Annotated in this window: 20 protein-coding genes; 12 read left to right on the plus strand and 8 right to left on the minus strand. The window is 61.4% G+C overall.

Going from position 1 to position 24,074, the window contains the following annotated elements; genetic code table 11:
- Positions 1-7 precede the first annotated feature (7 nt).
- The 3 genes from ACKJSM_RS23775 to ACKJSM_RS23785 all read right to left on the minus strand — a co-directional run bounded on the left by ACKJSM_RS23775 (position 8) and on the right by ACKJSM_RS23785 (position 3,348).
- On the minus strand, positions 8-952 hold the full coding sequence (locus ACKJSM_RS23775; RefSeq protein ID WP_236180753.1) for an alpha/beta hydrolase: 945 nt from the start codon (positions 950-952) through the stop codon (positions 8-10).
- A gap of 112 nt (positions 953-1,064) precedes the next feature.
- Entirely contained in the window at positions 1,065-2,063 is a 999-nt protein-coding gene (locus tag ACKJSM_RS23780) for an NAD(P)H-quinone oxidoreductase (protein ID WP_410239028.1), read from the minus strand.
- Positions 2,064-2,127: 64 nt separating this feature from the next.
- Positions 2,128-3,348, minus strand: a complete 1,221-nt coding sequence (locus tag ACKJSM_RS23785; RefSeq protein WP_410239029.1) for a YbfB/YjiJ family MFS transporter — start codon at positions 3,346-3,348, stop codon at positions 2,128-2,130.
- Positions 3,349-3,459: 111 nt separating this feature from the next.
- Here ACKJSM_RS23785 and ACKJSM_RS23790 point away from each other — a divergent pair, with 111 nt between their 5' ends.
- Complete coding sequence (locus tag ACKJSM_RS23790; RefSeq protein ID WP_410239030.1) at positions 3,460-4,335, plus strand: LysR family transcriptional regulator; 876 nt, start codon at positions 3,460-3,462, stop codon at positions 4,333-4,335.
- A 65-nt stretch (positions 4,336-4,400) separates the two neighbouring features.
- Here ACKJSM_RS23790 and ACKJSM_RS23795 read toward each other — a convergent pair whose 3' ends face one another.
- Positions 4,401-5,123: a pirin family protein gene (locus ACKJSM_RS23795; RefSeq protein WP_236180766.1), complete on the minus strand. Its 723-nt coding sequence runs from the start codon at positions 5,121-5,123 to the stop codon at positions 4,401-4,403.
- Between the two features lie 210 nt (positions 5,124-5,333).
- Between ACKJSM_RS23795 and ACKJSM_RS23800 the strand changes: the two genes are divergently transcribed.
- Both ACKJSM_RS23800 and ACKJSM_RS23805 read left to right on the plus strand, forming a co-directional pair.
- Positions 5,334-6,284, plus strand: a complete 951-nt coding sequence (locus ACKJSM_RS23800; protein WP_410239031.1) for a GlxA family transcriptional regulator — start codon at positions 5,334-5,336, stop codon at positions 6,282-6,284.
- A 90-nt stretch (positions 6,285-6,374) separates the two neighbouring features.
- Entirely contained in the window at positions 6,375-7,847 is a 1,473-nt protein-coding gene (locus ACKJSM_RS23805; protein WP_410239032.1) for an ATP-binding protein, read from the plus strand.
- Here the strand turns inward: ACKJSM_RS23805 and ACKJSM_RS23810 are convergent.
- Positions 7,809-10,595 (minus strand): ATP-binding protein, encoded by a 2,787-nt coding sequence (locus ACKJSM_RS23810; protein WP_410239033.1) that lies wholly within the window; start codon positions 10,593-10,595, stop codon positions 7,809-7,811. The two genes, ACKJSM_RS23805 and ACKJSM_RS23810, sit on opposite strands and share 39 nt — an antisense overlap.
- Before the next feature lie 333 nt (positions 10,596-10,928).
- On the opposite strand from ACKJSM_RS23810, the gene ACKJSM_RS23815 reads away from it, so the two are divergent.
- Positions 10,929-11,498 (plus strand): flavodoxin family protein, encoded by a 570-nt coding sequence (locus ACKJSM_RS23815; RefSeq protein WP_410239034.1) that lies wholly within the window; start codon positions 10,929-10,931, stop codon positions 11,496-11,498.
- Between the two features lie 7 nt (positions 11,499-11,505).
- On the opposite strand, the gene ACKJSM_RS23820 is transcribed toward ACKJSM_RS23815, so the two are convergent.
- Complete coding sequence (locus tag ACKJSM_RS23820) at positions 11,506-11,907, minus strand: helix-turn-helix domain-containing protein (protein ID WP_410239035.1); 402 nt, start codon at positions 11,905-11,907, stop codon at positions 11,506-11,508.
- Positions 11,908-12,155: 248 nt separating this feature from the next.
- Here ACKJSM_RS23820 and ACKJSM_RS23825 point away from each other — a divergent pair, with 248 nt between their 5' ends.
- The 8 genes from ACKJSM_RS23825 to ycaC all read left to right on the plus strand — a co-directional run bounded on the left by ACKJSM_RS23825 (position 12,156) and on the right by ycaC (position 21,474).
- Positions 12,156-13,139 carry an MBL fold metallo-hydrolase gene (locus ACKJSM_RS23825; RefSeq protein ID WP_410239036.1) on the plus strand — a complete coding sequence of 328 codons (984 nt, stop codon included), beginning with the start codon at positions 12,156-12,158 and terminating at the stop codon, positions 13,137-13,139.
- Between the two features lie 45 nt (positions 13,140-13,184).
- Positions 13,185-14,108 carry a LysR family transcriptional regulator gene (locus ACKJSM_RS23830; RefSeq protein WP_410239037.1) on the plus strand — a complete coding sequence of 308 codons (924 nt, stop codon included), beginning with the start codon at positions 13,185-13,187 and terminating at the stop codon, positions 14,106-14,108.
- Positions 14,109-14,314: 206 nt separating this feature from the next.
- Positions 14,315-15,568, plus strand: coding sequence for a YncE family protein (locus ACKJSM_RS23835; RefSeq protein WP_410239038.1), 1,254 nt, complete (start codon positions 14,315-14,317; stop codon positions 15,566-15,568).
- 335 nt (positions 15,569-15,903) lie between these two features.
- Positions 15,904-17,769: an Ig-like domain-containing protein gene (locus ACKJSM_RS23840; RefSeq protein ID WP_410239039.1), complete on the plus strand. Its 1,866-nt coding sequence runs from the start codon at positions 15,904-15,906 to the stop codon at positions 17,767-17,769.
- 89 nt (positions 17,770-17,858) lie between these two features.
- Positions 17,859-18,275, plus strand: a complete 417-nt coding sequence (locus ACKJSM_RS23845) for a DoxX family protein (RefSeq protein ID WP_236182981.1) — start codon at positions 17,859-17,861, stop codon at positions 18,273-18,275.
- Positions 18,268-18,894, plus strand: coding sequence for an antibiotic biosynthesis monooxygenase (locus ACKJSM_RS23850; RefSeq protein WP_236182980.1), 627 nt, complete (start codon positions 18,268-18,270; stop codon positions 18,892-18,894). The genes ACKJSM_RS23845 and ACKJSM_RS23850 overlap by 8 nt, the downstream gene beginning before the upstream one ends.
- A gap of 45 nt (positions 18,895-18,939) precedes the next feature.
- The gene (locus ACKJSM_RS23855; RefSeq protein WP_410239040.1) at positions 18,940-20,778 is read left to right on the plus strand and encodes an amidohydrolase; all 1,839 of its coding nucleotides are present in this window, start codon (positions 18,940-18,942) and stop codon (positions 20,776-20,778) included.
- Between the two features lie 69 nt (positions 20,779-20,847).
- On the plus strand, positions 20,848-21,474 hold the full coding sequence (ycaC, locus tag ACKJSM_RS23860) for an isochorismate family cysteine hydrolase YcaC (protein ID WP_011333417.1): 627 nt from the start codon (positions 20,848-20,850) through the stop codon (positions 21,472-21,474).
- Positions 21,475-21,532: 58 nt separating this feature from the next.
- Here the strand turns inward: ycaC and ACKJSM_RS23865 are convergent, their stop codons facing one another.
- Together ACKJSM_RS23865 and ACKJSM_RS23870 are read right to left on the minus strand one after the other, a co-directional pair.
- On the minus strand, positions 21,533-22,960 hold the full coding sequence (locus ACKJSM_RS23865) for a mechanosensitive ion channel domain-containing protein (RefSeq protein WP_410239041.1): 1,428 nt from the start codon (positions 22,958-22,960) through the stop codon (positions 21,533-21,535).
- Between the two features lie 63 nt (positions 22,961-23,023).
- Positions 23,024-24,040, minus strand: coding sequence for an alpha/beta hydrolase (locus tag ACKJSM_RS23870; protein WP_410239042.1), 1,017 nt, complete (start codon positions 24,038-24,040; stop codon positions 23,024-23,026).
- Positions 24,041-24,074: the final 34 nt, after the last annotated feature.

Genomic DNA, 24,074 nt, shown 5'->3' on the forward strand with positions numbered 1-24,074 from the left:
GAGTGGGTCAGGAATCGCGTGGGTTCTTCTGCACTGCAGCGCCCGCCACACGAGCGGCAGGCCGGGTCTGCATCAGCGCATCGATCGCCTTGCGATAGTTCTGCCCACCCAGCGCCATGCTGTTGTTGTGGGTTGCGCCGGGCACCAGCAGCAGGCGTTTCGGTTGCCGGGCGGCGGCGAACAGTTGCTCGCTGAAGCGTGACGGCACGAAGGCGTCGGCCAGACCGTGCACCACCAGCAACGGCATGTGGATCTCGGCGATCTTGTCGATGGAGTCGAATTTTTGCGACAGCAACCAACGGACTGGCAGGGAGGTGTTGGCCACCGCCGCCGCGACATCTGCCAGGGACGTGAATGTGGATTCGATGACCAGCCCGCGAACAGGCAGTGGGGTGTGATGGCTGGCGGCATCGCGGCCGAGTTCGGCAGCCAGGTCGATGGCCACCGCGCCGCCCAGCGAATGTCCGTAAATCAGGCGCTTGTCCGGGTCGGGCTGCAACAGCTGGAAGCGTTCCCACGCCACCCGCGCATCCTCGTACACCGTGCGCTCCGACGGCAGGTCGCCACGGCTCTGGCCGAAGCCGCGATAGTCGATGGCCAGTACCGAATAACCTGCCGCGCGCAGTTGTTCGATACGAAACAGCTGCCCGGTGAGGTTCCAGCGCACGCCGTGCAGATAGAGGATGGCCGGTGCATCGGCGCGCTCCGCCGGCCACCACCAGGCGTGAATGTTTTGCCCGGCCTTGAAGCTTTTCGGTTGCAGGTCGAGTTCCTGCACGCTGCCCGGCAATCCGTGATACCAGCCGGCCGTGCCAGGTTCGATGCGAAACAGCAGCTTGCGTTCGGTGTGTTCCAGCACGGCACAACTCGCCGGCACGCCGATGATCAGGGCGGCCATGCAGGCGAATGCCAGACGGCGGCGTCGAAGTCGGGTCATGAAGGCAAGGAACATTAAACGTTTCACCACGGCGCGGACAAAGAACGCTTTTTACCAGATGCCTTGACCCGCGCGTGACATTTTCGACCACCGCACGCCTGCAACGATTACAAAAAGCTGCAACGACTCAGTCGATCTTCAGCACGATCTTGCCGATGTGATCACCCGCTTCCATGTGCGCATGAGCCTTGGCAGCGTCGGCGAGCGGATAGACCTGGTCGATGATCGGCAGGCAGCGCCCGGCGGCCAGCACCGGCCAGACGTGTTCGCGCAACTGGCTGGCGATGGCGGCCTTTTCCGACGAGGTGCGAGCGCGCAGGAGGGAGCCGGTGACCACCGCACGCTTGCCGAGGATGGCCAGCAGATCAATGTCATTGGCCCGCGCGCCGCCGAGGAAGCCGATCATCACCAATCGCCCATCCATTGCCAGGGCGCTGATGTTCCCGTTGAGGTACGACCCGCCCATGATGTCGAGGATCACATTGACGCCCTGGCCGGCAGTTTGCTCGGCGATGACAGTGGTGAATTCCTGTTCCCGGTAGTTGATCGCTTCACCGCCAAGGTTACGGATTGCCGCGCATTTGTCGGCGCTGCCGGCGGTCGCGAAAGCTTCAATACCAAACTCGCGGCACAGCATCAACGCGGTGGTGCCGATGCCGCTCGTGCCGCCGTGGATCAACGCGCGCTGACCACGGCTGGCGCCGCCAAGGCCGAACAGGTTGGCCCATACGGTGAAAAAGGTTTCCGGAATGGCTGCTGCCTGGATCCAGTCCAGCCCTTCGGGGATTGGCAGGACCTGGCCCGCCGGAACCGCGCAATATTGCGCGTAACCGCCGCCATTGGTCAGCGCGCAGACCCGGTCACCCACCGCGAATGTGCTGACGCCATTGCCGACCGCCACGACTTCACCCGCCACTTCAAGGCCCGGGATCGGGTTCATGCCGGGTTTCATCGGGTACTTGCCGGCGCGTTGCAGGGCGTCCGGGCGATTGATGCCGGCGGCGTGCACGCGAATCAGTACTTCGCCTTCGGCGGCGACCGGCAGCGGGACGCGTCGGGATTGCAGAACCTCGGGGCCACCCGGTTCGGTGATTTCGATCCGGGTCATTTCAGTGGGCAACGTCATTTTCGATTCCTCTAAAAACAAATGATCAGGAGATGGGAGCACTGTGAGGGCGCAATGATTCCCGTCAATGGGCGCAGCAGTGTTGTGCGGCGGGAGACGGCAGCAGTTTCAGGGCGAACTCAAGTATCAGAGCGATCAAGATGGCACCGCCGGCAATCACGAAGAGCAGCACATGCTGTCCGCCCGTGGCGTTGAACAGCGCCGAATAGGCGAACCCGGCCAGCGCCTGAAACGTGGCGAACGACACCGTGGCCCGGCTCCACGCCACCTGTTGGCGATGGTGATCCGGCACCAGCTCATGCACCCGGGCCAATGCCAGCGGCACAATGCCCGGCGGAAATGAACCAAGGATCACCGCCAGCAGCGCCAACGCCAGCAACGAATGCGAAACCGCCAGCAAACCCAGGGTGATCGCCTGCACCACCAGCACCAGACGAATGCCGGTTCTTGCGCCGAGATGATCGGCGAGGAAGCCATAACTCACCGGGCCGACGATGGCGCCCAGACCGTACATGACCCAGATCAGCGCGCCGACATGCGACCCGGCGCCCAGCCCTCGGGCGACGTAATCCACCAGAAAGACCATGGCCGGCACCAGCCCGGCGGCCATGAACGCGTACTGGGCAAACAGCAGATAAACAGCAGGCGGTGTCGGCTCGACTCGCTCCACTTGAGCCGTGGTGGTCATTGCGTGGGGCAGTTCCGAGGGCCAGCCGAACCAGCTCAATGCCGTCAGCGCGAGCGACAGAGCGCCCAATCCCAACCAGGTCGCCTGCAGCCCCAGCCCCAACAGCAGCGGAACAATCGTCCCCGAGCCGGCGATGCCCAGACCGATGCCGAGGAAAATCGCCCCACTGGCCAGGCCTTTGCGTGCGGCCGGTACATGGGGCAGTACGGTCGCGGCCACCAGTACCATGATCGCGCCGCCCGCGACTCCCGACAGCAGGCGCCAGCCGAAATACCAGCTCACCGACACGGGGTACGCACAGGCAAAAAACGCCACGGTCACCGCCAGCATCATCAGGCGCAGAGCGTTTTTCTGAGTGAGCCGGCGTGCCATCGGGCGACCGAGGAGGGCGCCGATCAGGTAACCGACCAGGTTGGCCGCGCCGAGATAGACCACATCATGGGCGGAAAACCACTGCGCCTGAATCAGCGAAGGGATCAGCGGCGTGTAGGCGAAACGCGCCAGACCGATGCTGACCAGGCTGGCGCAGAGTCCCGCGAAAATCGCCAGCCAGACACTCGCGTCCGGACGCTCGGGCAAAGCAGTTGAAGTGTGCATGACGGCAATCCTGTGAAAGGTTTATGGCGCCCAGCATATCGGTTATCGTTGCTGCGTTAATGCAGCGAGTTTGCGTGGTTGTGATGCGTTTATGCATCAATGGAGAACGCTATGAACTGGGATGATGCACGGGTGTTTCTTGCGGTCTGCCGCGAGTCGACATTGCGCGGCGCCGCGCGCGTACTGGGCGTGGATCAGGCGACGGTCGGGCGCCGGATCACGGCACTGGAAAAGTCGCTGGGCGCGACCTTGTTCCTGCGCACCTCCGAGGGCTATGCACTGACGGCAGTCGGCGAAGCGGCGCTCAAGTCGGTGGAAAAAATGGAGCATTCAGCACTGGAGCTGGAACGGCGTATTCAGGGGCTGGACGATCGTCTGACCGGTAGCGTGCGGGTCAGCACCACTGATTCGCTGGCCATCGATTTCCTGATTCCGGCCATCGCCCAATTGCACGAACAGCATCCGGACGTGCGCGTGCAGTTGGACGCTTCCACGCAGATCCTCAGCCTCGCCAAACGTGAAGCGGACATCGCCGTGCGCAACACCCGTCCGGACAACCCGGACCTGATCGCCCGACGCATTGCGCGTTGGCCGGTGGGGCTGTTTGCCTCGCAAGCCTATGTCGACAGGCATGGCGTGCCGGCGCCGGGCAGTGCGTTCGAGGGCCATGACCTGGTGGTGTACCAGCCGTATCTGCAGGGCAACAAGGATCTGACCCTCGTGTCCGAGCCCATGACTCGCGGGCGGATCGTCGCCGGTCTGAGCTCCAGCCTATTGGTTCGACGCTCGATCGCCGCCGGGCTGGGGGTAGGAGAAATTCCGGTCTACATGGGCGAACGTGATGGACTGGTCAGGCTGTGGCCGGCGCGCACGCGTCCGTTGCCTTATGAAGTGTGGCTGGTGACCCATGCCGATTTGCGCCACACCGCGCGGGTCAGAGCGGTGATCGAGCACATTGTCGAAGCGTTTGTGCTGGAAAACGAATAGTCGTTCTGCCAATGAAAAACGGCCTTCACTGAAGGCCGTTTTTAGTGAGCGCTGAAACCTTTGCCTCATGGCATTTCCGGCAACTCCTGAGGCCGCAGGTCAAACACCAGGACTTCGGCATCCTGGCCATTGCTCAGGGTCAGCGCCTGTTCTTCACGAACCCTTACGCCGTCGCCTTCCTTCAACTGCATGCCGTTCAGTTCAACGCTGCCGCGAGCAACGTGCACATAGGCGTAACGGTTGGCAGGCAGCTTGAGGGTGGCACTTTCCTCGCCATCGAACAGCCCGGCATACACCCGCGCATCCTGGCGCACTTTCAGCGAGCCGTGGCTGCCTTCGGGCGAAATGATCAGTTGCAGGCGACCGCGTTTTTTCTGTTCGCTGAAGTGCTCTTGCTGGTAGCGCGGTTTCGCGCCGCTGACGTCCGGCACGATCCAGATCTGCAGGAAGTGCACAGGCTTGCTCGCCGAGTGGTTGAACTCGCTGTGGGCCACACCGCTGCCGGCGCTCATCAGTTGCACATCGCCGGGGCGGATCACCGAACCGGTGCCGAGGGTGTCCTTGTGTTCCAGCGCACCTTCGAGCACATACGAGAAAATCTCCATGTCGCGGTGCGGGTGCTGGCCGAAGCCTTTGCCGGCGGCGACGCGGTCATCGTTGATCACCAGCAGATCGGAGAAACCCTGTTCACGCGGGTCACGGTAGCTGGCAAAGGAAAAGGTGTGGAACGACTTCAACCAGCCATGATTGGCCAGACCACGGTCGGAAGCTTTACGAAGGGTCAGCATGATGAAATCTCCTTTCAGGACGTTGATTCGTCCGAGTGAAGAGAAGGTTACTGGTTACCCTGCGGTGCAATAAGTAGATGAAAATTGAAATACTGTCTCTACTGAGTTGACAGTTGTGTACGCTGGCTCACGCATTCTTTTTCAACGGATCGCCGTATCCGGCCATAATGCGCAGACTTATGATTCCACATGGATTTTGGTGATGCCCCCATGAAGACCGTGGCAATGGTGCTGTTTCCGGATTTTCTGCTGCTCGACATGGCCGGGCCGCTGGAAGTCTTTTCGGTCGCCAACCGCTACCTGAAACCGCAAGACCACTATCATCTGACCACCTTGGGCACCGAGCGCGAGCCGGTGCGTGCATCCAATGGCGTCCTTGTGCACACCGATCGGCATATCGACGAAGCCGATGAGCGCTACGACTTGCTGCTGGTGCCGGGCGGCCCTGGCGCCTACAACGAAAAACATCCGCCGTTGCTCGCCTGGCTGCGAGGCGCGGTGGCGCGTGCCGGGCAATACGGCTCGATCTGTACCGGCGCCTTCGTGCTGGGGCACGCCGGTTTGCTCGACGGCTATCGTGTGACTACCCACTGGAATTACACCGAACGTTTGATCAAGGGCTTTCCGAAGGCAAACGTCGCGACCGATCAGATTTTTATCGAAGATCGCAACCTGATCACCTCCGGAGGCGTCACGGCCGGTATCGATATGGCGTTGGCGGTGGTGGCCCGCGATCATGGCAAAAAGATTGCCCAGGACGTGGCCAAGGTGCTGCTGGTGGTCATGAAGCGTCAGGGCGGGCAGGCGCAGTTCAGCCCGTTGATGGCAGCGGTCGCGCCCCAGGAAACGCCGATTACCCGGGTGCAGAACCATGTGCTGGAGCATCTTGAAGAAGCGTTTACCGTGGAGCGCATGGCAGGGCTTGCGAACATGAGTGCACGGCATTTTGCCCGGGTTTTCGCTCGCGAGGTCAACATGACGCCCATGGAATTTTTGCAAAGTGCGCGCATTGATTGCGCGCGCAACCTGCTGGAAACCAGCGATCTGCCGCTCAAGACCGTGGCCTACAAAAGCGGTTTCGGCAGCGTGCGGCACATGCGGTTTCTGTTCGGCGAAAAACTCGGGCTGACCCCCACGCAGTATCGCGAACAGTTCAGCTAGAGCGGTTCTGTCCGTTCCGGGCATCCGGATGTCCGTGCTGGACCCCGCGTGGTGGTTGTACCGTCATCGAGGCCTGCGAAGATAACGGACATGACCAGCCTCAACGAATTGAACGCGGCGTCGGTCCTGCGTTTCGGGCCGTACGCCTTCCATTTGCGCCAGCGGCTGATCCTCGAAGGGGATCGGCAATTGCGCATGGGCGGTCGTGCGTTGGACATTCTGCAAGTGCTGGTCGAACGTGCCGGCCAGGTCGTCAGCAAAGAGCAGTTGATCGCGCTGGTGTGGCCGACGTCGGTGGTCGAGGACATCAACCTGCGGGTGCACATTGCCGCATTGCGCCGGGCCCTCGGCGACGGCGAAAACGGTCAGCGCTACATCGTCAATGTGCCGCAGTGCGGGTACAGCTTCGTGGCGCCGGTGCAGGGCGACAGCGTCGCCCAGGTGGTATTCGAAAACCTGCAAGCCCCCCAACACAATTTGCCTGCACGACTGACGCCGGTCACCGGGCGCGATTCACTGGTCGGCGGTCTGGTGCGGCAACTTCCTCTGTCTCGGCTCCTGACGGTGACGGGGCCCGCCGGTGTCGGCAAGAGCACCGTGGCCCTGCGCGCAGCGGAACTGCTGCTGCAACATTTTCGTGACGGCGTGTGGCAGGTGGATCTGTCGCTGGTCGGCGAAGACATCCCGCTCCTCGATCACCTGCTCAAAACCCTCGACACTGATTTCCCCACATTGGCCGCGCGCCACGCCTTGCTGGTGCTGGACAATTGCGAACACCTGCATCAAGCCTGCCGGGGGCTGCTGCAAACGCTGCTCGACGCAGCGCCGCGTCTGTCCATTCTTGCCACCAGCCGCGAACCGTTGAACCTCGGTCTGGAAGTCCTCCAGCCACTGCCGCCCCTGACCCTGCCCAAAACCTCGGCGCTCAACAGTGTCGACGAAGTCATGGGCTATTCGGCGGTGCAGCTGTTTGTCAGTCGCGCCCGCGCGCGTCAACACGGTTTCTGTCTGCGTGAGCAGGATCTGGAAACGGTGCGCGATATCTGTCGGCGGCTCGACGGTCTGCCGCTGGCGATCGAACTGGCGGCAGCGCAGATCGATGCGCTGGCGCTGGTCGGCTTGCAGGCGCAACTGCACAACGGGTTGCAAGTCTTGAGTCATGGGCGGCGCACCGCCGTGCCACGCCATCAGTCGATGAAGGCCGCGCTGGACTGGAGCTACCAGCGCTTGAGCGAGCAGGAACAACGCGTGCTGCAACGCTTGTCGGTATTCAAGATGGCATTCACCCTCGACGCCGCCATCGGTGTGATCAGTTGCGTGCAACTGCCACCCTCGACCCTGGTGGCAGTCGTTGAGCAGTTGGCGGTCAAATCGTTACTGACAACGGACCGATCCAGCGGAACGCTGCGCTATCGAATGCTCAACATTACGCGCCGCTATGCCCGCGAACAGCTGGAGCAGGGCGGCGAACTCACTGATGTCGAGCGTCGGCACGCGCGTTACCTGGGCCGTACAGGGCCAGCCTCAAGCGGCCGACTGATCTCGCAGTTCGTCGAGCAATAAACGCACCTTGCGCAAGTCCGGGGTGGCATGACCTTCGGTGAAGCGCTGGTAGATCGGTGTCAGCAATTCGAGTGCCTGGCGATAACGCGACTGGCGCTGCCACAACCGAGCCAGCGACGTCGCACTGCGCAGTTCCCAGGCCAAAGCGCCTTGAGTCCGCGCAATCTCAAGGGACTGCTGCAGGGCGCGTTCGGCCGTGTCATGGCAGGGCGACTCAGACGCGAGCAAACACTCGGCCCGGGCCCGCAGAATTTCCGCGGAACTCCATCCGGCCGCGCCACTTTGTGCGCGCTCCAGCAAAACATCATCAACGAACCCCGGATCCAGCGTGACCATGATTTCCCTGACCAGACCGCTGTCGGCAGGCGGGATGGCGGAGGCTTTGTCGGCGTCGATCACCTGCGCATAGTGCCGTGCCCATGTATAGAACAGCAGCACCGAGTGCTTCTGCGCCTGTTCAAGCAACAGTTGCAGCAGCGCGCGGGCATTCTGGACGTCGCCGTTGTAATGGGCGATCAGGCATGACGCGAGTGCCAGGGTGTAGCAGATCGAGGTGCCGTGGTTGATCTGCACCGCTATATCCAGCGCCTGTCGCGCGGTACGCCAGGCTTGCTCGGGAAAACCTTGCAACCACAACACCCGGGCGAGGACGGTCAGCGAGGCAACGCTCTGGTCGTATTGCACGCCGAAACCGTGAGTGAAGCGATTGAGGTGGCCGCTGTGAGCCATGCGCTGAAGGACTTCTTCGGCATGGATCCGTGCCTGATGCTGGTCGCCGGCGTAATGCAGCGCGAGTACTCGCAAGCGGTGGGTACTCAGGGACAACTGCGCATCGCCGTGTACACCCAGGCTCTCGAATTGCTCGCTCTGCTCCAGCGCCATTTGGTAATGCCCGCAACTGAGGTTGACCGCCATGTGCCCCGACACGGCGCGCAACTGGCCGGCCCTGTCGTCGTGCCGTTGCGCCAGCTGGCGAGCGCTGACGAAGGCTTCGATGGTTTCCGGCGTGCCGCCCCAGGTGTGGTAGCAGGCGCTGCCGAGGGCCAGTTTCAAGGCGATTTCCAGTCGCGGGCAAGGCTCGTCGGATGACGCCAGCAACGCCAGTGCCCGGCGCACATGCACGCCGTACTCCTTGAGCAGGGACAGTTCCTGCCACAACGGTGCCGAGGTCGCCGTCAGGCTGACGCCGAGCGCGCGCGAGCCTTCGTCATTCAGCGTCCACTCAAGCGCCGCGCGCAAGTCTTCGAGGCCGCGGGCGTAGCGCTCGATCCAGACTTCGGTCGGCGTGTTTTCCCAATCGGCCTGGGCCTGATGCATCAGCGCCAGGCTGCGTTCGGCATGGCGTTCGCGGGTTTCACCGAGTTCGGCGGCCTGGTCGAGTTTTTCCAGTGCATAGCGGCGGGTAGTGTCGAGCAGGTGATAGAACACCTCTTCATCGCCGATCTCGACGTTGAGCAGCGACTTGGCGACCAGTTGCGTGATCGAGGCGAAGACTTCGTTGGGCTCGATGTGCTGGCCGACGATAACCGCTGCCGCAGATTCCAGCGTGAATGCGCCACGGAACACACCCAGTCGGCGCAGACCGGTCTGTTCGCAGGCGTTGAGCAGGTTGAAGCTCCAGTCCAGTGTTGCGCGCAAGGTTTCATGCCGGCCAAGGCGAGTCTGATTGCCCGTCGGCAAATGTCCTTGAAGCTGCTTCAGCAAACCTTCCAGTCCAAGGCCTGCCACTTGCGCGGCCGCCAGTTCCAGTGCCAGCGGGATGCCATCCAGCCGCCGACAGATTTCAATGATCGAGGGCAGGTCAGCATTGCCTGGCTCAAAGTGTTCATGAGCTGCCATCGCCCGTTCGACGAACAGTTGCAGCGCCGAAAATCCCATCGCCTGATCGCGGTCCAGCACCGCAATCGGTGGTGGGCAATCGAGGGACTCCAGACGCTGCACATACTCGCCCTCGGCGCGCAGGCTTTCGCGGCTGGTGGCCAGAATGTGCACCTGCGGCGCGCCACGCAGGATACATTCGCTGAGCAATGCCACGGCGTCGATCAAGTGCTCGCAGTTATCGATCACCAGCAGCATCTGCCGCTCGTGCAGGCTGTTGATCAGACAGGCCATCGGCTCGCTGTCATGCAGCGAAAGATCCAGCAGGGTGGCCAGGTGCGAGCAGATCGAACCCGGATCGTTGAGCGGTGCCAGATCCAGCAGCCGAATACCGTCGCGATAGCGGCCGATCAATTGTTCGGCGACCCGCAGGGCCACGGTGGTCTTGCCGATGCCGCCGGGGCCGACCAGGGTGATGCAGCGCTGGCGCGGCAGTTGCGTCATCAGGCTGTCGACCACCGACTGGCGACCGATCATCCGCGTGCGCCGCAATGGCAGGTTATGTCGGCCGAGGTGGGTGGCGGCGGGGCGTTGTTCGATGGATTGCAGCACGACCGGCGCGACGAAACTGTAACCACGCTGCGCCACCGTGACGATGTAGCGCTGACCGGCCTGACCATCGCCGAGGGCCTTGCGCAGGGCGGCCATGTGCACCCGCAGATTGATGTCTTCCACCACGCTGTCCGGCCAGACCCCGGCGATCAATTGCTGCTTGCTCACGACCTCGCCGGCGTTGGCCAGCAGGATCAGTAGAATGTCCATGGCGCGCCGGCCCAGGCGCAAAGGCTGGTCGCCTTCAAGCACCAGCCGCTGGCCGGGGTGGATCCGATAGGGGCCGAAACCGATGGCCTGATTCGGGGAAAGACTCAACCGCTCACTCCTGCAACGTTTTTTAGGGTCCTGATCCGTCGGGGTGAAGCGTTCGTGACGGGCAGGGCGCAGAGCGGCTTGAGGGGCAGGCAAGCCGTCTGATCCGCAGTATCCGGACATATTCCTCAGGATTTGTCGCCAGCGCAACTTGCGCGCCACGCCCAGGCCCTTGCATCGCTCGGCATTCAGTACCGTCACCACTGTATTCAAGGGCCAGAACCCGTGGCGGTTTGCCCGACAGTCGGAAAAAATTAACAACGATTAACTCGTCCGCGCCGGCTCCAGAGCCAAAACTCCGAGTCAACGGAATGCATACGTCCGGAGGACGCTGCAATGAGCAAGGTGGTGGTGGTCTATCACAGTGGCTACGGGCACACCCGCGTCATTGCCCAGGCGGTGGCCCAAGGTGTGGAGCGCCACGTGGGCAGCACCTGCCTGTTGCTGGCGGTGGAGGAGGTGGACGCCCACTGGAACGACCTGCACCGCGCCGACGCCATCATCTTCGGCGCGCCGACCTACATGGGCAGCGCCTCGGCGGCGTTCAAGCAATTCATGGAGGCCACGGCCTCGTTCTACCTCGCCCGGCCATGGCGCGACAAACTCGCGGCGGGCTTCACCAATTCCGGCAGCCTGTGTGGCGACAAGCTCAATACCTTGCTGCAAATGGCCGTGTTCGCCGCTCAGCATTCGATGATCTGGGTCGGGCTCGATCTGTTGCCGGCGCGCGCGCGCGCTGGTGTTTTCGACGGCCAGTTGAATCGCCTCGGCAGCTCCCTCGGCGCCATGTCCCAATCCTGTGTCGAGCAACCGCCCGAGCAGGCACCGCCGCTGGAAGACCAGTTGACCGCCACGCATTTGGGCGAGCGGGTGGCGCGACTGGCTCAGCGGATGGCTGGAGGATGAAACTGCCTCAGCGGTTTTTCATGACCTGACAACGCCACGCAAACGGATTGATCCCTTCGCTGCGGGTGAAGATGTGGCAGAAGTGCGCCTGATCGCAGAAGCCGCATTCCAGGCTGATCTGCGTGAGGCTGTGATTGGTGTGCTGGATCAACAGCTTGGCTCGGGCAATGCGCTGGGTGCGGATCCAGTCTTGCGGCGAATACCCGGTACTGCATTTGAACGCCCGGGAAAAATGACTGCGTGACAGTGAGCAGGCGTTGGCCAGTTCGGTGACTTCAAGGCTGTCGCCGAGGCGTTCGAGGATCAGCTGTTTCACCAGGCGTTCCCGTTGTGGGCTGAGGCCGCCGGTGCTGGTCTTGCGGGGTTCGCTGGCAGGGGCGAGGGCGACGGTTTGCTGTGAGTGAGCCATGGCCTAGGTCCGTGTCGGGGGGGAACGCACGGTCAGCGCTTTCCCTCAGGTCAAAAAAACAACGCTGCGCAGAGGGATTCATTGTTTGGCGAAGGGCGAGAGCTGACGAGTTAAACGTTGTTAATTCCACCGTCGGCGCCAACTCAGCACACCGCTGCAAGTCCCCATGACAGGAACCGGGCAGGATGACGACGATTGGGGGGCGGGCCATAAGGGCCGCAGAATCGGGCGCGGGCGAGGGGATACAGATGAAAGGTTTGTTCAACGGCGTTATCGGCATGGCGTTGGTCGGTGCAATGTCCAGCGCCATGGCGCAGGCACCGCAGGTCGGCACCCAGGCGCCGGGTTATTTCCGATTGGCGCTGGGCGACTACGAGGTGACGGCGCTGTTCGATGGCTACAACGATTTGTCGCCGAAGCTGTTGCAGGGCATGAGTCAGAGCCAGATTCGCGCGCTGTTGGCCCGTCGCTCGATTGAAACGCCGGGCGTGCAGACTGCGTTCAATGCGTTCCTGGTCAACACCGGCAAACAACTGATTCTTGTGGATACCGGCGCGGGCCAGTGCATCGGCGCCACCGCCGGCCAGCTCTCGGCGAACATGCAGGCAGCGGGTTACAAGCCTGAGCAGGTCGACGCGATTCTGCTGACGCACCTGCACCTGGATCACGTCTGTGGGCTGGTCGATGGCCAGCAACGGCCGATCTTTGCCAATGCCACGGTCTACGCCGCCAAGGCTGAAGCCGATTACTGGCTCGATCCGCAGGCCGAGGCGAAGGCGCCAGCCGGTGCCCGGGAATTCTTCAAGATCGCCCAGGAGTCCACTGCGCCTTACGTGGCGGCCGGGCGCTTCAAGACGTTCGCAGAGGGTCAGTCGCCGTTGCCGGGAGTGGTCGAAGCCACGCTGGAAGCCGGGCACACGCCGGGCAGTACCACCTACCGTTTCACTTCGCAGAACCAGAGCATCGTGTTCATGGGAGACCTGGTGCACAACCTGGCGGTGCAGTTCGAGCATCCGGAGGTGTCGATCCGCTTCGACGTCAACGGTCAGCAAGCGATCAAGAGCCGTAACGCCGTGTTCAGCGCAGCGGCGGCCAGCAAGACCTGGGTCACGGCTGCGCACTTGCCGTTCCCTGGGATCGGCCACATCACGGCGGTCGACAAGCACTTCCAGTGGGTGCCGGTCGAATACGGCCCGTACAAACGCGCGGCCAACGTGCCGCTGATCGAGTAAAGTGCCACCCTTTCACGTCAGGCTCAAACAAGGAAAACGTGCCCCATGAACCGTAACGATCTGCGTCGCGTCGACATGAACCTGCTGGTGATTTTCGAAGCGCTGATGTTCGAAAAGAACCTGACCCGCGTCGCCGAAAAACTGTTCATGGGCCAGCCGGCGGTGAGCGCGGCGCTGGGCCGTTTGCGCGATCTGTTCGACGATCCGCTGTTGCTGCGCAATGGCCGGGGCATGGAACCGACGGCGCGGGCGCTGGCGATTCTGCGGGAACTGCAACCGGCGATGGACGTGATTTCCGGCGCAGTCAGCCGGGCCAAGGAGTTCGATCCGGCCACCAGTTGCGACGTGTTTCGCATCGGCTTGTCGGACGATGCCGAATTCGGTCTGTTCCCGCCGCTGCTGCGCCAGTTGCAGGAAGAGGCGCCGGGGATTGTCGTGGTGGTACGTCGCGCCAATTACCTGCTGATGCCGACATTGCTGGCTTCCGGGGAAATCTCCGTCGGCGTGAGTTACACCACCGATCTGCCGGCCAACGCCAAGCGCAAGAAACTGCGCGATATTCCCTGCAAGGTCTTGCGTGGCGATAACCGTCCAGGTCCGCTGACTCTCGACGAATACTGCGAGCGACCTCACGCGATGGTGTCGTTCTCGGGTGATCTGAGCGGCAACATCGATGTGGATCTGGCCAAGGTCGGCCGCAGCCGCCGGGTGGTGCTCGGTGTGCCGCAGTTCAGCGGCTTGCGCGCGCTGCTGGCGGGCACCGAGATGATCGCGACCGTGCCGGATTATGCGGCATGTGCCTTGGTCGAAGGGTGTGCGTTGCGGGCTGAAGATCCGCCGTTTCCGATTGATGCGGCGCAACTGTCGATGGCGTGGAGCGGGGTGCATGACAACGATCCGGCGGAGAAATGGCTGCGGTCGCGGATCAGTCAGTTCATGTCGGTGTCGCTGGATATTCCGGTTGTCTGATCCGGTGATGAGAAAACGGTCTACGGGGCGTTTTTATTCGTGCAGGAAAACGAGTTCGCCAGTCGGACAGGGTCGAAAGCATCACTGTGACCAATCGTCGAGACTGTCAAAGTTGACAGTAGCGCGGTTCAAATCGATGGGCGTTCCATTAAGCAAGCCTCCTGCACTGAAGCAGTCCGGGCTCAACTTGCAATGGAGCGTGGACCATGACCTTGGCATCATTCATCAGCTGCACTACGTTTCCTGGCGGAACCCCGATTCCGTATGGTGGAACCACGCAGTCCAAAGGCATTGAACTTGTCGGCAAAGGTTCGCCGGGCGCTTCTTATGAGATTGTTGAAAACAGTAATGTTCTGGCTCACGGAAATTTCAATCGCAGCGGGGCGTTCGTAGAACAATTGCAAAACCTGCCGCTCGGGGCTCATTTATTCGAGTTGCGCGAACACGCCAGTGCACTGCCTACGTCAGACTGGGCGTTGCGAATCGGGAACCGCAGGCCGATTGGTTCGATTCTGGTCGGGCCTTCCCCTTGGGGACTGACACTCAATGAAGAGGGTTCCCGAGGGTACGTTCCGGTGGGCGGGAAATTGCAGGTAATCGACACCGACACGTCTACGTTGCTGGCGCCGATAAATATTCCGCAATTAATAAACTCGTGGGGTATGGCGCTTACGCAAAATGGAACGCGTGCTTTTGTCCTGAATAATTCAGATACGCTGGTTGTTGATCTCACTACTTCGAAAGTCATTGCGACACTTCCGATACACGGCACCTGGATTGTTCCTTCCAGAGAGGGCTCCAAGGTTTTTATCAGCAATTACTCCCTCCATGCACTTGCTGTGGTCGATAGTCAGAGTTTCTTGTTTTCTAACATTCCCGTCGGTCAACTCCCAAGGCAGCTTGCCACAAGCCTGGATGGCAATCGGGTGTACGTTGCTTATTCTTCCAACGCCGTTGCAGTCGTGGACGCGCGTACGCTGGTTGTCCTCAAGCAGATCCACACTGGTTTTCCCGTCTATGGGTTGGCGGTGAGCCCGGACGGTAATCATGTGTACGCTGCGGGTACTGCTGACGCGCAGCGCATATTGGTGAAGTTTGATACATCGACCGGTTCAACGATCTGGACTTTGAATACCGGAACCGGCACGCGAGGGCTTGCAGTCAATCATTCTGGCACTCGGGTCTACTGCTGTTACCGGGATCAGGAAAGCAAGGTCATCACAATTGATGCCCTTTCGAGTCAGGTCATCGCAACAACGCAGCTGCCGGTGGGCCCTATGTCGCTGGAAATCAGTCCTGATGATCAAAATGCCTACGTCACGTGCCTGGATAGCCACATCGTATCGGTCATTGATCTGGTGCCAGGCGCGTCCGATGCCCAGGCGCAGGCTGTTTCGTCACTTGCAGATGAGGATGTCAAACGAATCCCGAAAGAGTTGTTTCCAGGTGGAGTGGATTGATCACTCCAATGCCGGGCACCTCGTCACTTGCTCGCTCTCACAGGAGATCTGCGTGCTGCAGATGCTCCTGTTGAATCGTGGGCAGGCATGCCCACGCGGACGGTGCAACACCTCGACGTGATAACGATCGACGGGGCCCTCAAGCAGAGCACGCCCATTCGATTTCTCCTCGGTCAATCGTTGCACCCTTGTCTGCAATGATTGATCAAGGGGGCCAATTACCCCGTTGATCACTCGCCGCTACTGTCAAAGTTGACAGTAGCGACATTCTCTCGATTGACGTTCGATGGTGCAGGCACTGTCGCTGTTAACTGAATCCGAAAGGAGCATCTGCGATGCAATTCACCTTCTGTACGACCAGTCCCGGTGGTACTCCCATCTCCAATCCCGGCACGACGAACTCCAGCGATATCCTGTTCGGCGGCAGTGGCACGCCCGGCGCCACGTTCGTGATCATTCATAACGGCGCGCTTCCACCGGTTGCGAGTGGAACGTACAACGTCAGTGGCGCGTTCATTCAACTGATCACGGATCTGGACCCGGGGCCGCATCGCTTCGAGCTGCGCGAAACCCAGGCTTCGGCAACGACCTCCGAGTGGCAATTGAACGTGGGTGCCACTGCACCGCTGACCATCGATCAGAAGGCCATGCGCCTGGAGGGTCTCATGGTCAGGAGTTACGTCCTTGAGGGGCTCAATGGCGTCGACGCCATTGGAAATACCGAAGTACGAGTGGCATCCGGTGGTCAGCCTCCCTATACCTATCGGTCCAACAGCAATATTGCCGAGGTGGATGCATACGGTAAGGTGACGGGGATGAGCAATGGTTCAGCCACCATCACGGTCACCGACGCTCAGGGCGCGCAAGTCCAATACATTGTCCTGATCAGCAATGTCTGGGGCTTGTGGCTCTATCACACCGGATACCCATTTACCTACGCCAAATACCAGGCTCACCAGACCCAGGTAGGAAACAGCGGCCTGACGCCCACGTTGCGTGCAGTCATACAACGTTGCTACAAACAGCCATGGTTCAATTTGCCTGCCACAACCCCAAACATCTGGACCGGCGCTACGCCAGGTGAGGTTTACAATAACCCCACCGGCAATTTTTTCATGGCTGACCTGAACGCAAGCCAGGACTATGGCATGGGTTTCTACCTGCTGCCCGCCGTCATCAACGGCGCGAACGCATTGTCGGACACCATGGACGCCGCCGAGGTCGTTGTTCCAGCGCCCAGCGTCACTGCAGGCCTGTCAAATGCCTCCATACCAGTGCTCCCACTGGCGGATCCCGGTTCAATGTCCGGTGGCGTACTTGCCACTCAGACTCAGGCGCCTTCTTTTATCTATTGCACGACTTTGGGCGGCACCGATATCCCGAATCCAGGTAACGCTCCCGCCGCAGGCTTTGAATTGGGCGCGATGGGGCAAGCCGGAGAACCTTTGGAGATCACTGACACTTTCAATGGCTCCACTACCATCGTGAGTTCGCCCGGCAGCGTCTTCAATCCCAGTGGCCGATTCCTTCAACGGGTGCACGACCCGGCTGCCGGGGTGCACATCATGGGGCTGCGCCCAAATGCCAGTTTGCCGTCAACCTCCAACTGGGTGCTGACCGTGGGCAACAGCAATCCGCTGACGATCGATCTGTCCCCCCTGAGCCTTGATAAATATTCGTTCTTCAATAACAAGGGCTGGCACTACATCCCCCAGAACGAGAGTAGTGCGACCCGTGCTGCCATCGGTGGCGTGCCGCCCTACGTTTACCGATCGGCGAATCAGAATATCGCCACAGTTGATGTCAACGGGAAAGTGATTGCCAGCAGGAACGGTACGACAACCATCACCGTGACAGATGCTGCCGGCAGCAGTCTTTCCTATACCGTTCGGGTATCCAACGTTTATGAAACGATTACGAACGAAGGGTTGTTGACACCCGATGAGGCGAGGGACTGGGTGATCAGGGTAGGTGGCAATGTCGATTCCCACGTCGAGTATCTGCAGATTAGTTATTTGACCAATTGGCCTCGTGATGTCTTCGATAATCGGATCTATCCCGATCCACTGTGTGAGCGATGGACTCAGATACAGTCGCTGGGCATGGCATTCCGGCAGTGGAGTGGCACGGCGCTGGGAGGGGCTTATTGGTTTTGGGGCAGTTCCAAACGCATGAGAGCCATCACCTCGGTTCCTTCCTAGCGGTCTCGCTTGAAAAGAGCACACTCATCCAATTTCCCCTCGATCAATCATTGCACTATTCCCTGCAATGATTGATCAAGGGTGGACTCATGAACGCTGCACAACGCAATGACCAGGCGCAAAACCTCGGCCTGCTGTTCCTGCGGGTCGCCGGCGGACTGTTTCTGCTGTTCGTCCACGGCTTGCCCAAGCTGCTGGACTTCACCGCGCAGCTGCAACAAATCGAAGACCCGTTCCACCTCGGTGCCCACCTCACTTTGATGCTGGCGATCTTCGCCGAAGTCCTCTGCCCACTACTGATCGTCGCCGGGGTGCTGGCGCGTCTGGCGTGCTTGCCTATTCTTTTTGTGCTGCTGGTGGCGCTGCTGCTCGTGCATCCGCAATGGAGTGTGGCCGAGGGACAGTTCGGCTGGTTGCTGTTGATCCTGTTTACCACTGTTCTGATCGCCGGGCCCGGACGGCTGGCGCTCAATGTTCGTTTGCCCGGAGTGCTCCGTTATGCCTGATGCCCAGACCCTGAATAAACCGGGACCCGAAGAAACCGTGACGCTGATCATCAAGCACCGGGTCAAGGCCGGTTTTGAAGCGCCTTACGAAGCCTGGCTGCGCAATATCGTCAGCGTGGCGGGGCGCGAAGAAGGGCACTTGGGTGTGGATGTGATGCGCAGCCAGCAGGGCGGGCTCGCGCTGTTCACCTGCGTGCTGCGTTATTGCTCGACCGACGCGATGCAGCGCTGGCTCGATTCGCCGCAGCGTCAGGCGCTGATCGACGAAGCCGCGCCGATGCTCGCCGACGGCGACCAGACCGAGGTCAATGCGGCCAACGAATTCTGGTTCACGCCGCTGGCCGAGGCCGGCTCACCGCCACCGCGCTGGAAGCAGGCCGTGGTGACGCTGCTGGTGATCCTGCCGCACACCTTGCTGGTACCGCTGATCTGGGGGCCGCTGCTGCAACTCAATGCGTTCCTGTCCAACTACGTGGTCGCCACGTTCCTGATCACCCTGACCATCGTGCTATCGGTGGTCTACGTGTTCATGCCGCCCGTGACCCGTCTGTTTGCGCCGTGGCTGGAAGCCGGTCAGTCACACAAACACCTCGAATCCAACGCCAACCCACCGCGCTGAAGCGCTGGGTCCGGGCTTCGTTTCACTTATCTCGAAGGAACTGCGATGAACGCCGATCTGATTCTGTTCAATGGCCAATTTCATACGGTAGACCGCGAAAAACCCCTCGCCAGCGCCGTGGCAATCAAGGACGGGCGCTTCGTCGCCGTCGGTAACGATGCCCAAGCAATGGCCCTCAAGGGCGCCGGCACTCAAGTGGTCGACCTCAAGGGCCGCTGTGTGATTCCCGGCCTCAACGACTCGCACTTGCACCTGATCCGGGGCGGCTTGAACTACAACCTCGAACTGCGCTGGGAAGGTGTGCCGTCGCTGGCCGATGCGCTGCGCATGCTCAAGGATCAGGCCGACCGCACGCCGACCCCGCAATGGGTGCGCGTGGTCGGTGGCTGGAACGAATTCCAGTTCGCCGAAAAACGCATGCCGACCCTCGAAGAAATCAACCAGGCCGCGCCGGACACCCCGGTGTTCATCCTGCACCTGTATGACCGCGCGCTGCTCAACCGCGCGGCATTGCGTGTGGCCGGCTACACCCGCGACACGCCGAACCCGCCGGGCGGTGAGATCGTGCGCGATGCCAACGGCAACCCGACCGGCATGCTGGTGGCGCGGCCGAACGCGATGATTCTGTACTCGACGCTGGCCAAGGGGCCGAAACTGCCGCTGGAATATCAGGTCAACTCGACCCGCCAGTTCATGCGCGAACTCAATCGCCTCGGCCTGACCAGCGCCATCGATGCCGGCGGCGGTTTCCAGAACTACCCGGACGACTATCAAGTGATCGAACAACTGGCCAAAGACGACCAGTTGACCGTGCGCATCGCCTACAACCTGTTCACCCAGAAACCGAAAGAAGAACTGACCGATTTCCAGAACTGGACCGGCAGCGTCAAGTTGCATCAGGGCGATGACTTCCTGCGCCACAACGGCGCCGGGGAAATGCTGGTGTTCTCGGCAGCGGACTTCGAAGACTTCCTCGAACCGCGCCCGGACCTGCCGCAGACCATGGAACAGGAGCTGGAGCCGGTGGTGCGCCACCTGGTCGAGCAGCGCTGGCCGTTCCGTCTGCACGCCACCTACGACGAATCGATCAGCCGCATGCTCGACGTGTTCGAGAAGGTCAACCGCGACATTCCGTTCAATGGTCTGCCGTGGTTCTTCGACCACGCCGAAACCATCACCCCGCAGAACATCGAGCGGGTGAGGGCGCTGGGCGGTGGCATCGCGATTCAGGATCGCATGGCGTTCCAGGGCGAATACTTCGTTGACCGTTACGGCAAACAAGCCGCCGAAGCCACGCCACCGATCAAGCGCATGCTCGCCGAAGGCGTACCGGTCGGCGCCGGCACCGATGCCACCCGTGTTTCCAGCTATAACCCGTGGACTTCGCTGTACTGGATGGTCAGCGGCCGCACCGTGGGCGGTCTGGCGCTGTACGAAGAAGGACTGCCGCGCAGCACCGCGCTGGAGCTGTTCACCCATGGCAGCGCCTGGTTCTCGTCCGAGCAGGGCAAGAAAGGCCAGATCAAGGTCGGGCAACTGGCGGACCTGGCAGCGCTGAGCGCGGACTTCTTCAGCGTCGAAGAAGAAGCGATCAAGTGGATCGAGTCGGTCATGACCGTGGTTGGCGGCAAGATCGTTTACGCCGCTGGCGACTTCGAAGACCTCGGCCCACGTTCGCTGCCGGTGCTGCCGGACTGGTCGCCGGTGGTCAAGGTTCCGGGCCACTGGCGCCCGAATTCGCCCTTGCAGGCCCAGGTGCACCAGTGCAGCGGCCCGTGCGCGGTGCATACCCACAGCCATGAAAAAGCGCGGATGTCGAATGCGCCGGTCAGCGATTTTGCCGGTTTCTGGGGCGCGTTCGGTTGCTCCTGCTTCGCGTTCTGATCCTTTTGAAAAAGCGCCGCTCTGCGTGAGCGGCGCTCCCCGCAACATCCATCCATCGAGGAGTTTCACATGAGCAACGTTCCTTACAAACGCTTGAACAAAGACGATGCCGTTGTGCTGTTGGTCGACCACCAGACCGGTCTGATCTCGCTGGTACAGGATTTCTCGCCGAACGAGTTCAAGAACAACGTGCTGGCACTGGGCGACATCGCCAAGTTCTTCAACCTGCCGACCATCCTCACCACCAGCTTCGATTCCGGCCCGAACGGCCCGATCGTGCCTGAGCTGAAAGAGCAATTCCCGGACGCGCCGTTCATTGCCCGCCCTGGCCAGATCAACGCCTGGGACAACGAAGACTTCGTCAAGGCCATCAAGGCCACCGGCCGCAAGCAACTGATCATCGCCGGTGTGGTGACGGACGTGTGCGTGGCGTTCCCGACCCTGTCGGCCATCGCCGAAGGCTTCGAAGTGTTCGTGGTCACCGACGCTTCCGGCACCTTCAACACCACCGTGCAACAGGCGGCGTGGGCGCGCATGTCGGCGGCTGGTGCACACCTGCTGAACTGGTTCGCTGTGGCCTGCGAGCTGCAGGGTGACTGGCGCAACGACATGGAAGGCCTGGCGAATCTGCTGTCGCAGCGTCTGCCTAACTACCGTAACCTGATCAACAGCTACACCAAGTTCACTGCCAAGTAAGCTTGTAACGAAGAGGCCCGCCAAAATGGCGGGCCTCTTTTTGCCTTCAGAAAAGGGCTCAGCGCTTTTGCAACCAGCCCAGAAATCCACCTTTTTTCACCGGTGCCGGTTTGGTCATCAACGCCAACCGACTGTTCTGCTGCCGCACTGCCTGCAACTTGTTCAACGCCCGACCCACTTCACTGCGCTGTTCCATGCACTGGCGAGTCAGGTTCTTGTCGAGGCGATAAATGATCGAAGACGTCAGCGCGGTAAACGTCGCTTGCGAAGGCGTGTCCGCGAGGATGCTCTGTTCCCCCATGACCTCGCTCGGCCCCATGCGCCCGGCCTCGGTGAAACCATTGCCGTCCGGCACGCTGGCGCTGACCACGCCGGTGGCGATCACGAACAGGCTGTCCGGGACTTCCTCCAGATTGAGCACCACCTGCCCGGCGCTGTACTGCTGCGCGACCATCGATTCGGCGAGGCGATCGCGTTCTTCATGGCTCAGCGAGCGGAAGATCTTCACCTCATCGAGCAAGGCGCGGGCGCGGGTCGACGGTTCAATCACACCGTCCGGGTGCCGCGAAATACCGGCCGCTTCGAGATGACGATGGGCGAGGTCAAACAGTTGATTGCGCACCTCGCTTTTCTTGCCCAGCTCGGCGATGAAACCGCTGGCCACGTATTCGGACATTTTTTCGCCGGCCTCTTTCAGCACCGCTTTCGGCGCAGGCGTCAGCAACAGGCTGCTGCTGCCTTGCAGCGTGCGGTCGAGGGCGTTGAGCACCCGGCGTGGGCGGATGTGGTTCGGCACCTTGATGCTGATCGACACGCCGTGCAGGTTGTTCGGCCGGCTGAGGTTGACGATCTTGGCCTTGGCCGCCACCGAGTTCGGCACCACGGCCAGAGTGCCGCTGCTGGACAGCAGGTGCGTGGCGCGCCAGTTGATGTCGAGCACCTTGCCTTCGACGCCGTCGATGACCACCAGATCATCCACCTGATACGGCTTGGTGGTGTTGAGCACGATGCCGGAAAACACGTCGGCCAAGGTGCTTTGCAGCGCCAGACCAATGACGATCGCCACCACCCCGGAGGTCGCGAGCAGGCCTTTGACCGGCAGATCCAGCACATAACCGGCTGCCGCGACGATGGCCGCCAGAAACACCAGCGCACCGATGACGTCCTGCAACAGGCGGCCGCTGTGGCCGATGCGGCGCATCAGGATCAGGCCGATGACTTCGGTCAGCACCCGCGCGGCGTACAGCCACCAGAGAATCCCCAGCGCCGTCGCCCCGAGCTGCGCCACCGGGTCATCGGCAAACAGCGGCGCTTGCAACGGGCTGACGCCGGCGTTGATGGCCAGCGCGCTGAATGCCAGAAACAGCACCAGCCGCACTCCGACCCTCAGGGCGCGGTGTTTGAACGGCGCGAGATGCCAGAGCAGGGCGTCCAGCGCCAGCAGCAGGGCGCTCCAGGACAGCAGGTGGGCGGAAAAAAAGCTCATGGGATGAACTCCGGCGGGCACAAAAGAAAACGCCACACCCGAAGGTGTGGCGAGGGGTTGCACTCAGTTCAGATGGGTCTTGAGTTCCGCTGCGGCCTGGCGCACGGCGGCTTTGACTTCAGCAATCCCGTTGAGCGGGTTGAGCAGGCCGAAGTCATGAATCATCCCGTTGTAACGCACCGAGGTCACCGCTACACCGGCCGCGTCGAGGTGGCGGGCGTAGCCTTCGCCTTCGTCACGCAGCACGTCGAACTCGGCGGTCTGCACCAGTGCGGCGGGCAGGCCCTTGAGCTGTTCGGCGCTGGCGTTGAGCGGCGAGGCATGGATCTGCGCACGCTCGGCCGGGTTGGTGGTGTAGTTGTCCCAGAACCACTGCATCATGCCCTTGGTCAGGAAGTGGCCCTCGGCGAATTGCTGGTACGAGCCGTTATCGAAGCCGGCGTTGGTCACCGGCCACATCAGCAACTGGAAGCGCAGGGCCGGGGTTTTCTGTTCCTTGGCCATCAACGCCACGACCGCCGCCATGTTGCCGCCGACGCTGTTGCCGGCCACCGCCAGACGCTTGCCGTCGACGCCAATTTGCTTGCCGTGTTCCGCTACCCATTTCGTCGCGGCGTAAGCCTGGTTGATCGCGGTCGGGTACTGCGCTTCCGGCGACGGCGTGTAATCGACGTACACCGCGACCGCGCCAGAGCCCACCACCAGATCACGAATCAAGCGCTGGTGCGTCGGGAAGTCCCCCAGTACCCAGCCGCCACCGTGGAAGAACATGAACACCGGCAACTCGCCTTTGACCTTGGCCGGGCGCACCACTTTCAGGTTGATCGTCTGGCCATCGACCTTGATCGCCTTGTCGCTGACTTCGACACCGGACAGGTCAACCTTCACCGAAGCCTGGGCGCCGGTCAGCACCGCACGGGCGTCTTTCGGGCTCAGTTGCTCCAGCGGCTTGCCACCGCCGGCGGCGAGAGCGTCGAGGAAGGCCTGGGTGGTGTGTTCAACGCCAGTGCCTTCGGCGGCGAATGCATTGCCGATGGACAGGGCGAGGAGGGACGCGGCGAGGGTTTTCTTGATGTTCATGGGCAAATCCTTTTTAAGTCGTTTGAGTTTTTGA

The organism is Pseudomonas sp. PHC1 (assembly GCF_046487845.1).
GTDB classification, from domain to species: domain Bacteria; phylum Pseudomonadota; class Gammaproteobacteria; order Pseudomonadales; family Pseudomonadaceae; genus Aquipseudomonas; species Aquipseudomonas sputi.

Excerpts from the sequence above, each read along its gene's own strand:
- ACKJSM_RS23840 (WP_410239039.1), top strand. The coding sequence starts at position 15,904 with ATGCAATTCACCTTCTGTACGACCAGTCCCGGTGGTACTCCCATCTCC.
- ACKJSM_RS23830 (WP_410239037.1), top strand. The coding sequence starts at position 13,185 with ATGAACCGTAACGATCTGCGTCGCGTCGACATGAACCTGCTGGTGATT.
- ACKJSM_RS23795 (WP_236180766.1), bottom strand. The coding sequence starts at position 5,123 with ATGCTGACCCTTCGTAAAGCTTCCGACCGTGGTCTGGCCAATCATGGC.
- ACKJSM_RS23870 (WP_410239042.1), bottom strand. The coding sequence starts at position 24,040 with ATGAACATCAAGAAAACCCTCGCCGCGTCCCTCCTCGCCCTGTCCATC.
- ACKJSM_RS23845 (WP_236182981.1), top strand. The coding sequence starts at position 17,859 with ATGAACGCTGCACAACGCAATGACCAGGCGCAAAACCTCGGCCTGCTG.
- ACKJSM_RS23790 (WP_410239030.1), top strand. The coding sequence starts at position 3,460 with ATGAACTGGGATGATGCACGGGTGTTTCTTGCGGTCTGCCGCGAGTCG.
- ACKJSM_RS23855 (WP_410239040.1), top strand. The coding sequence starts at position 18,940 with ATGAACGCCGATCTGATTCTGTTCAATGGCCAATTTCATACGGTAGAC.
- ACKJSM_RS23865 (WP_410239041.1), bottom strand. The coding sequence starts at position 22,960 with ATGAGCTTTTTTTCCGCCCACCTGCTGTCCTGGAGCGCCCTGCTGCTG.
- ycaC (WP_011333417.1), top strand. The coding sequence starts at position 20,848 with ATGAGCAACGTTCCTTACAAACGCTTGAACAAAGACGATGCCGTTGTG.
- ACKJSM_RS23805 (WP_410239032.1), top strand. The coding sequence starts at position 6,375 with ATGACCAGCCTCAACGAATTGAACGCGGCGTCGGTCCTGCGTTTCGGG.
- ACKJSM_RS23815 (WP_410239034.1), top strand. The coding sequence starts at position 10,929 with ATGAGCAAGGTGGTGGTGGTCTATCACAGTGGCTACGGGCACACCCGC.
- ACKJSM_RS23780 (WP_410239028.1), bottom strand. The coding sequence starts at position 2,063 with ATGACGTTGCCCACTGAAATGACCCGGATCGAAATCACCGAACCGGGT.
- ACKJSM_RS23800 (WP_410239031.1), top strand. The coding sequence starts at position 5,334 with ATGAAGACCGTGGCAATGGTGCTGTTTCCGGATTTTCTGCTGCTCGAC.
- ACKJSM_RS23775 (WP_236180753.1), bottom strand. The coding sequence starts at position 952 with ATGTTCCTTGCCTTCATGACCCGACTTCGACGCCGCCGTCTGGCATTC.
- ACKJSM_RS23835 (WP_410239038.1), top strand. The coding sequence starts at position 14,315 with ATGACCTTGGCATCATTCATCAGCTGCACTACGTTTCCTGGCGGAACC.
- ACKJSM_RS23820 (WP_410239035.1), bottom strand. The coding sequence starts at position 11,907 with ATGGCTCACTCACAGCAAACCGTCGCCCTCGCCCCTGCCAGCGAACCC.
- ACKJSM_RS23785 (WP_410239029.1), bottom strand. The coding sequence starts at position 3,348 with ATGCACACTTCAACTGCTTTGCCCGAGCGTCCGGACGCGAGTGTCTGG.
- ACKJSM_RS23825 (WP_410239036.1), top strand. The coding sequence starts at position 12,156 with ATGAAAGGTTTGTTCAACGGCGTTATCGGCATGGCGTTGGTCGGTGCA.
- ACKJSM_RS23850 (WP_236182980.1), top strand. The coding sequence starts at position 18,268 with ATGCCTGATGCCCAGACCCTGAATAAACCGGGACCCGAAGAAACCGTG.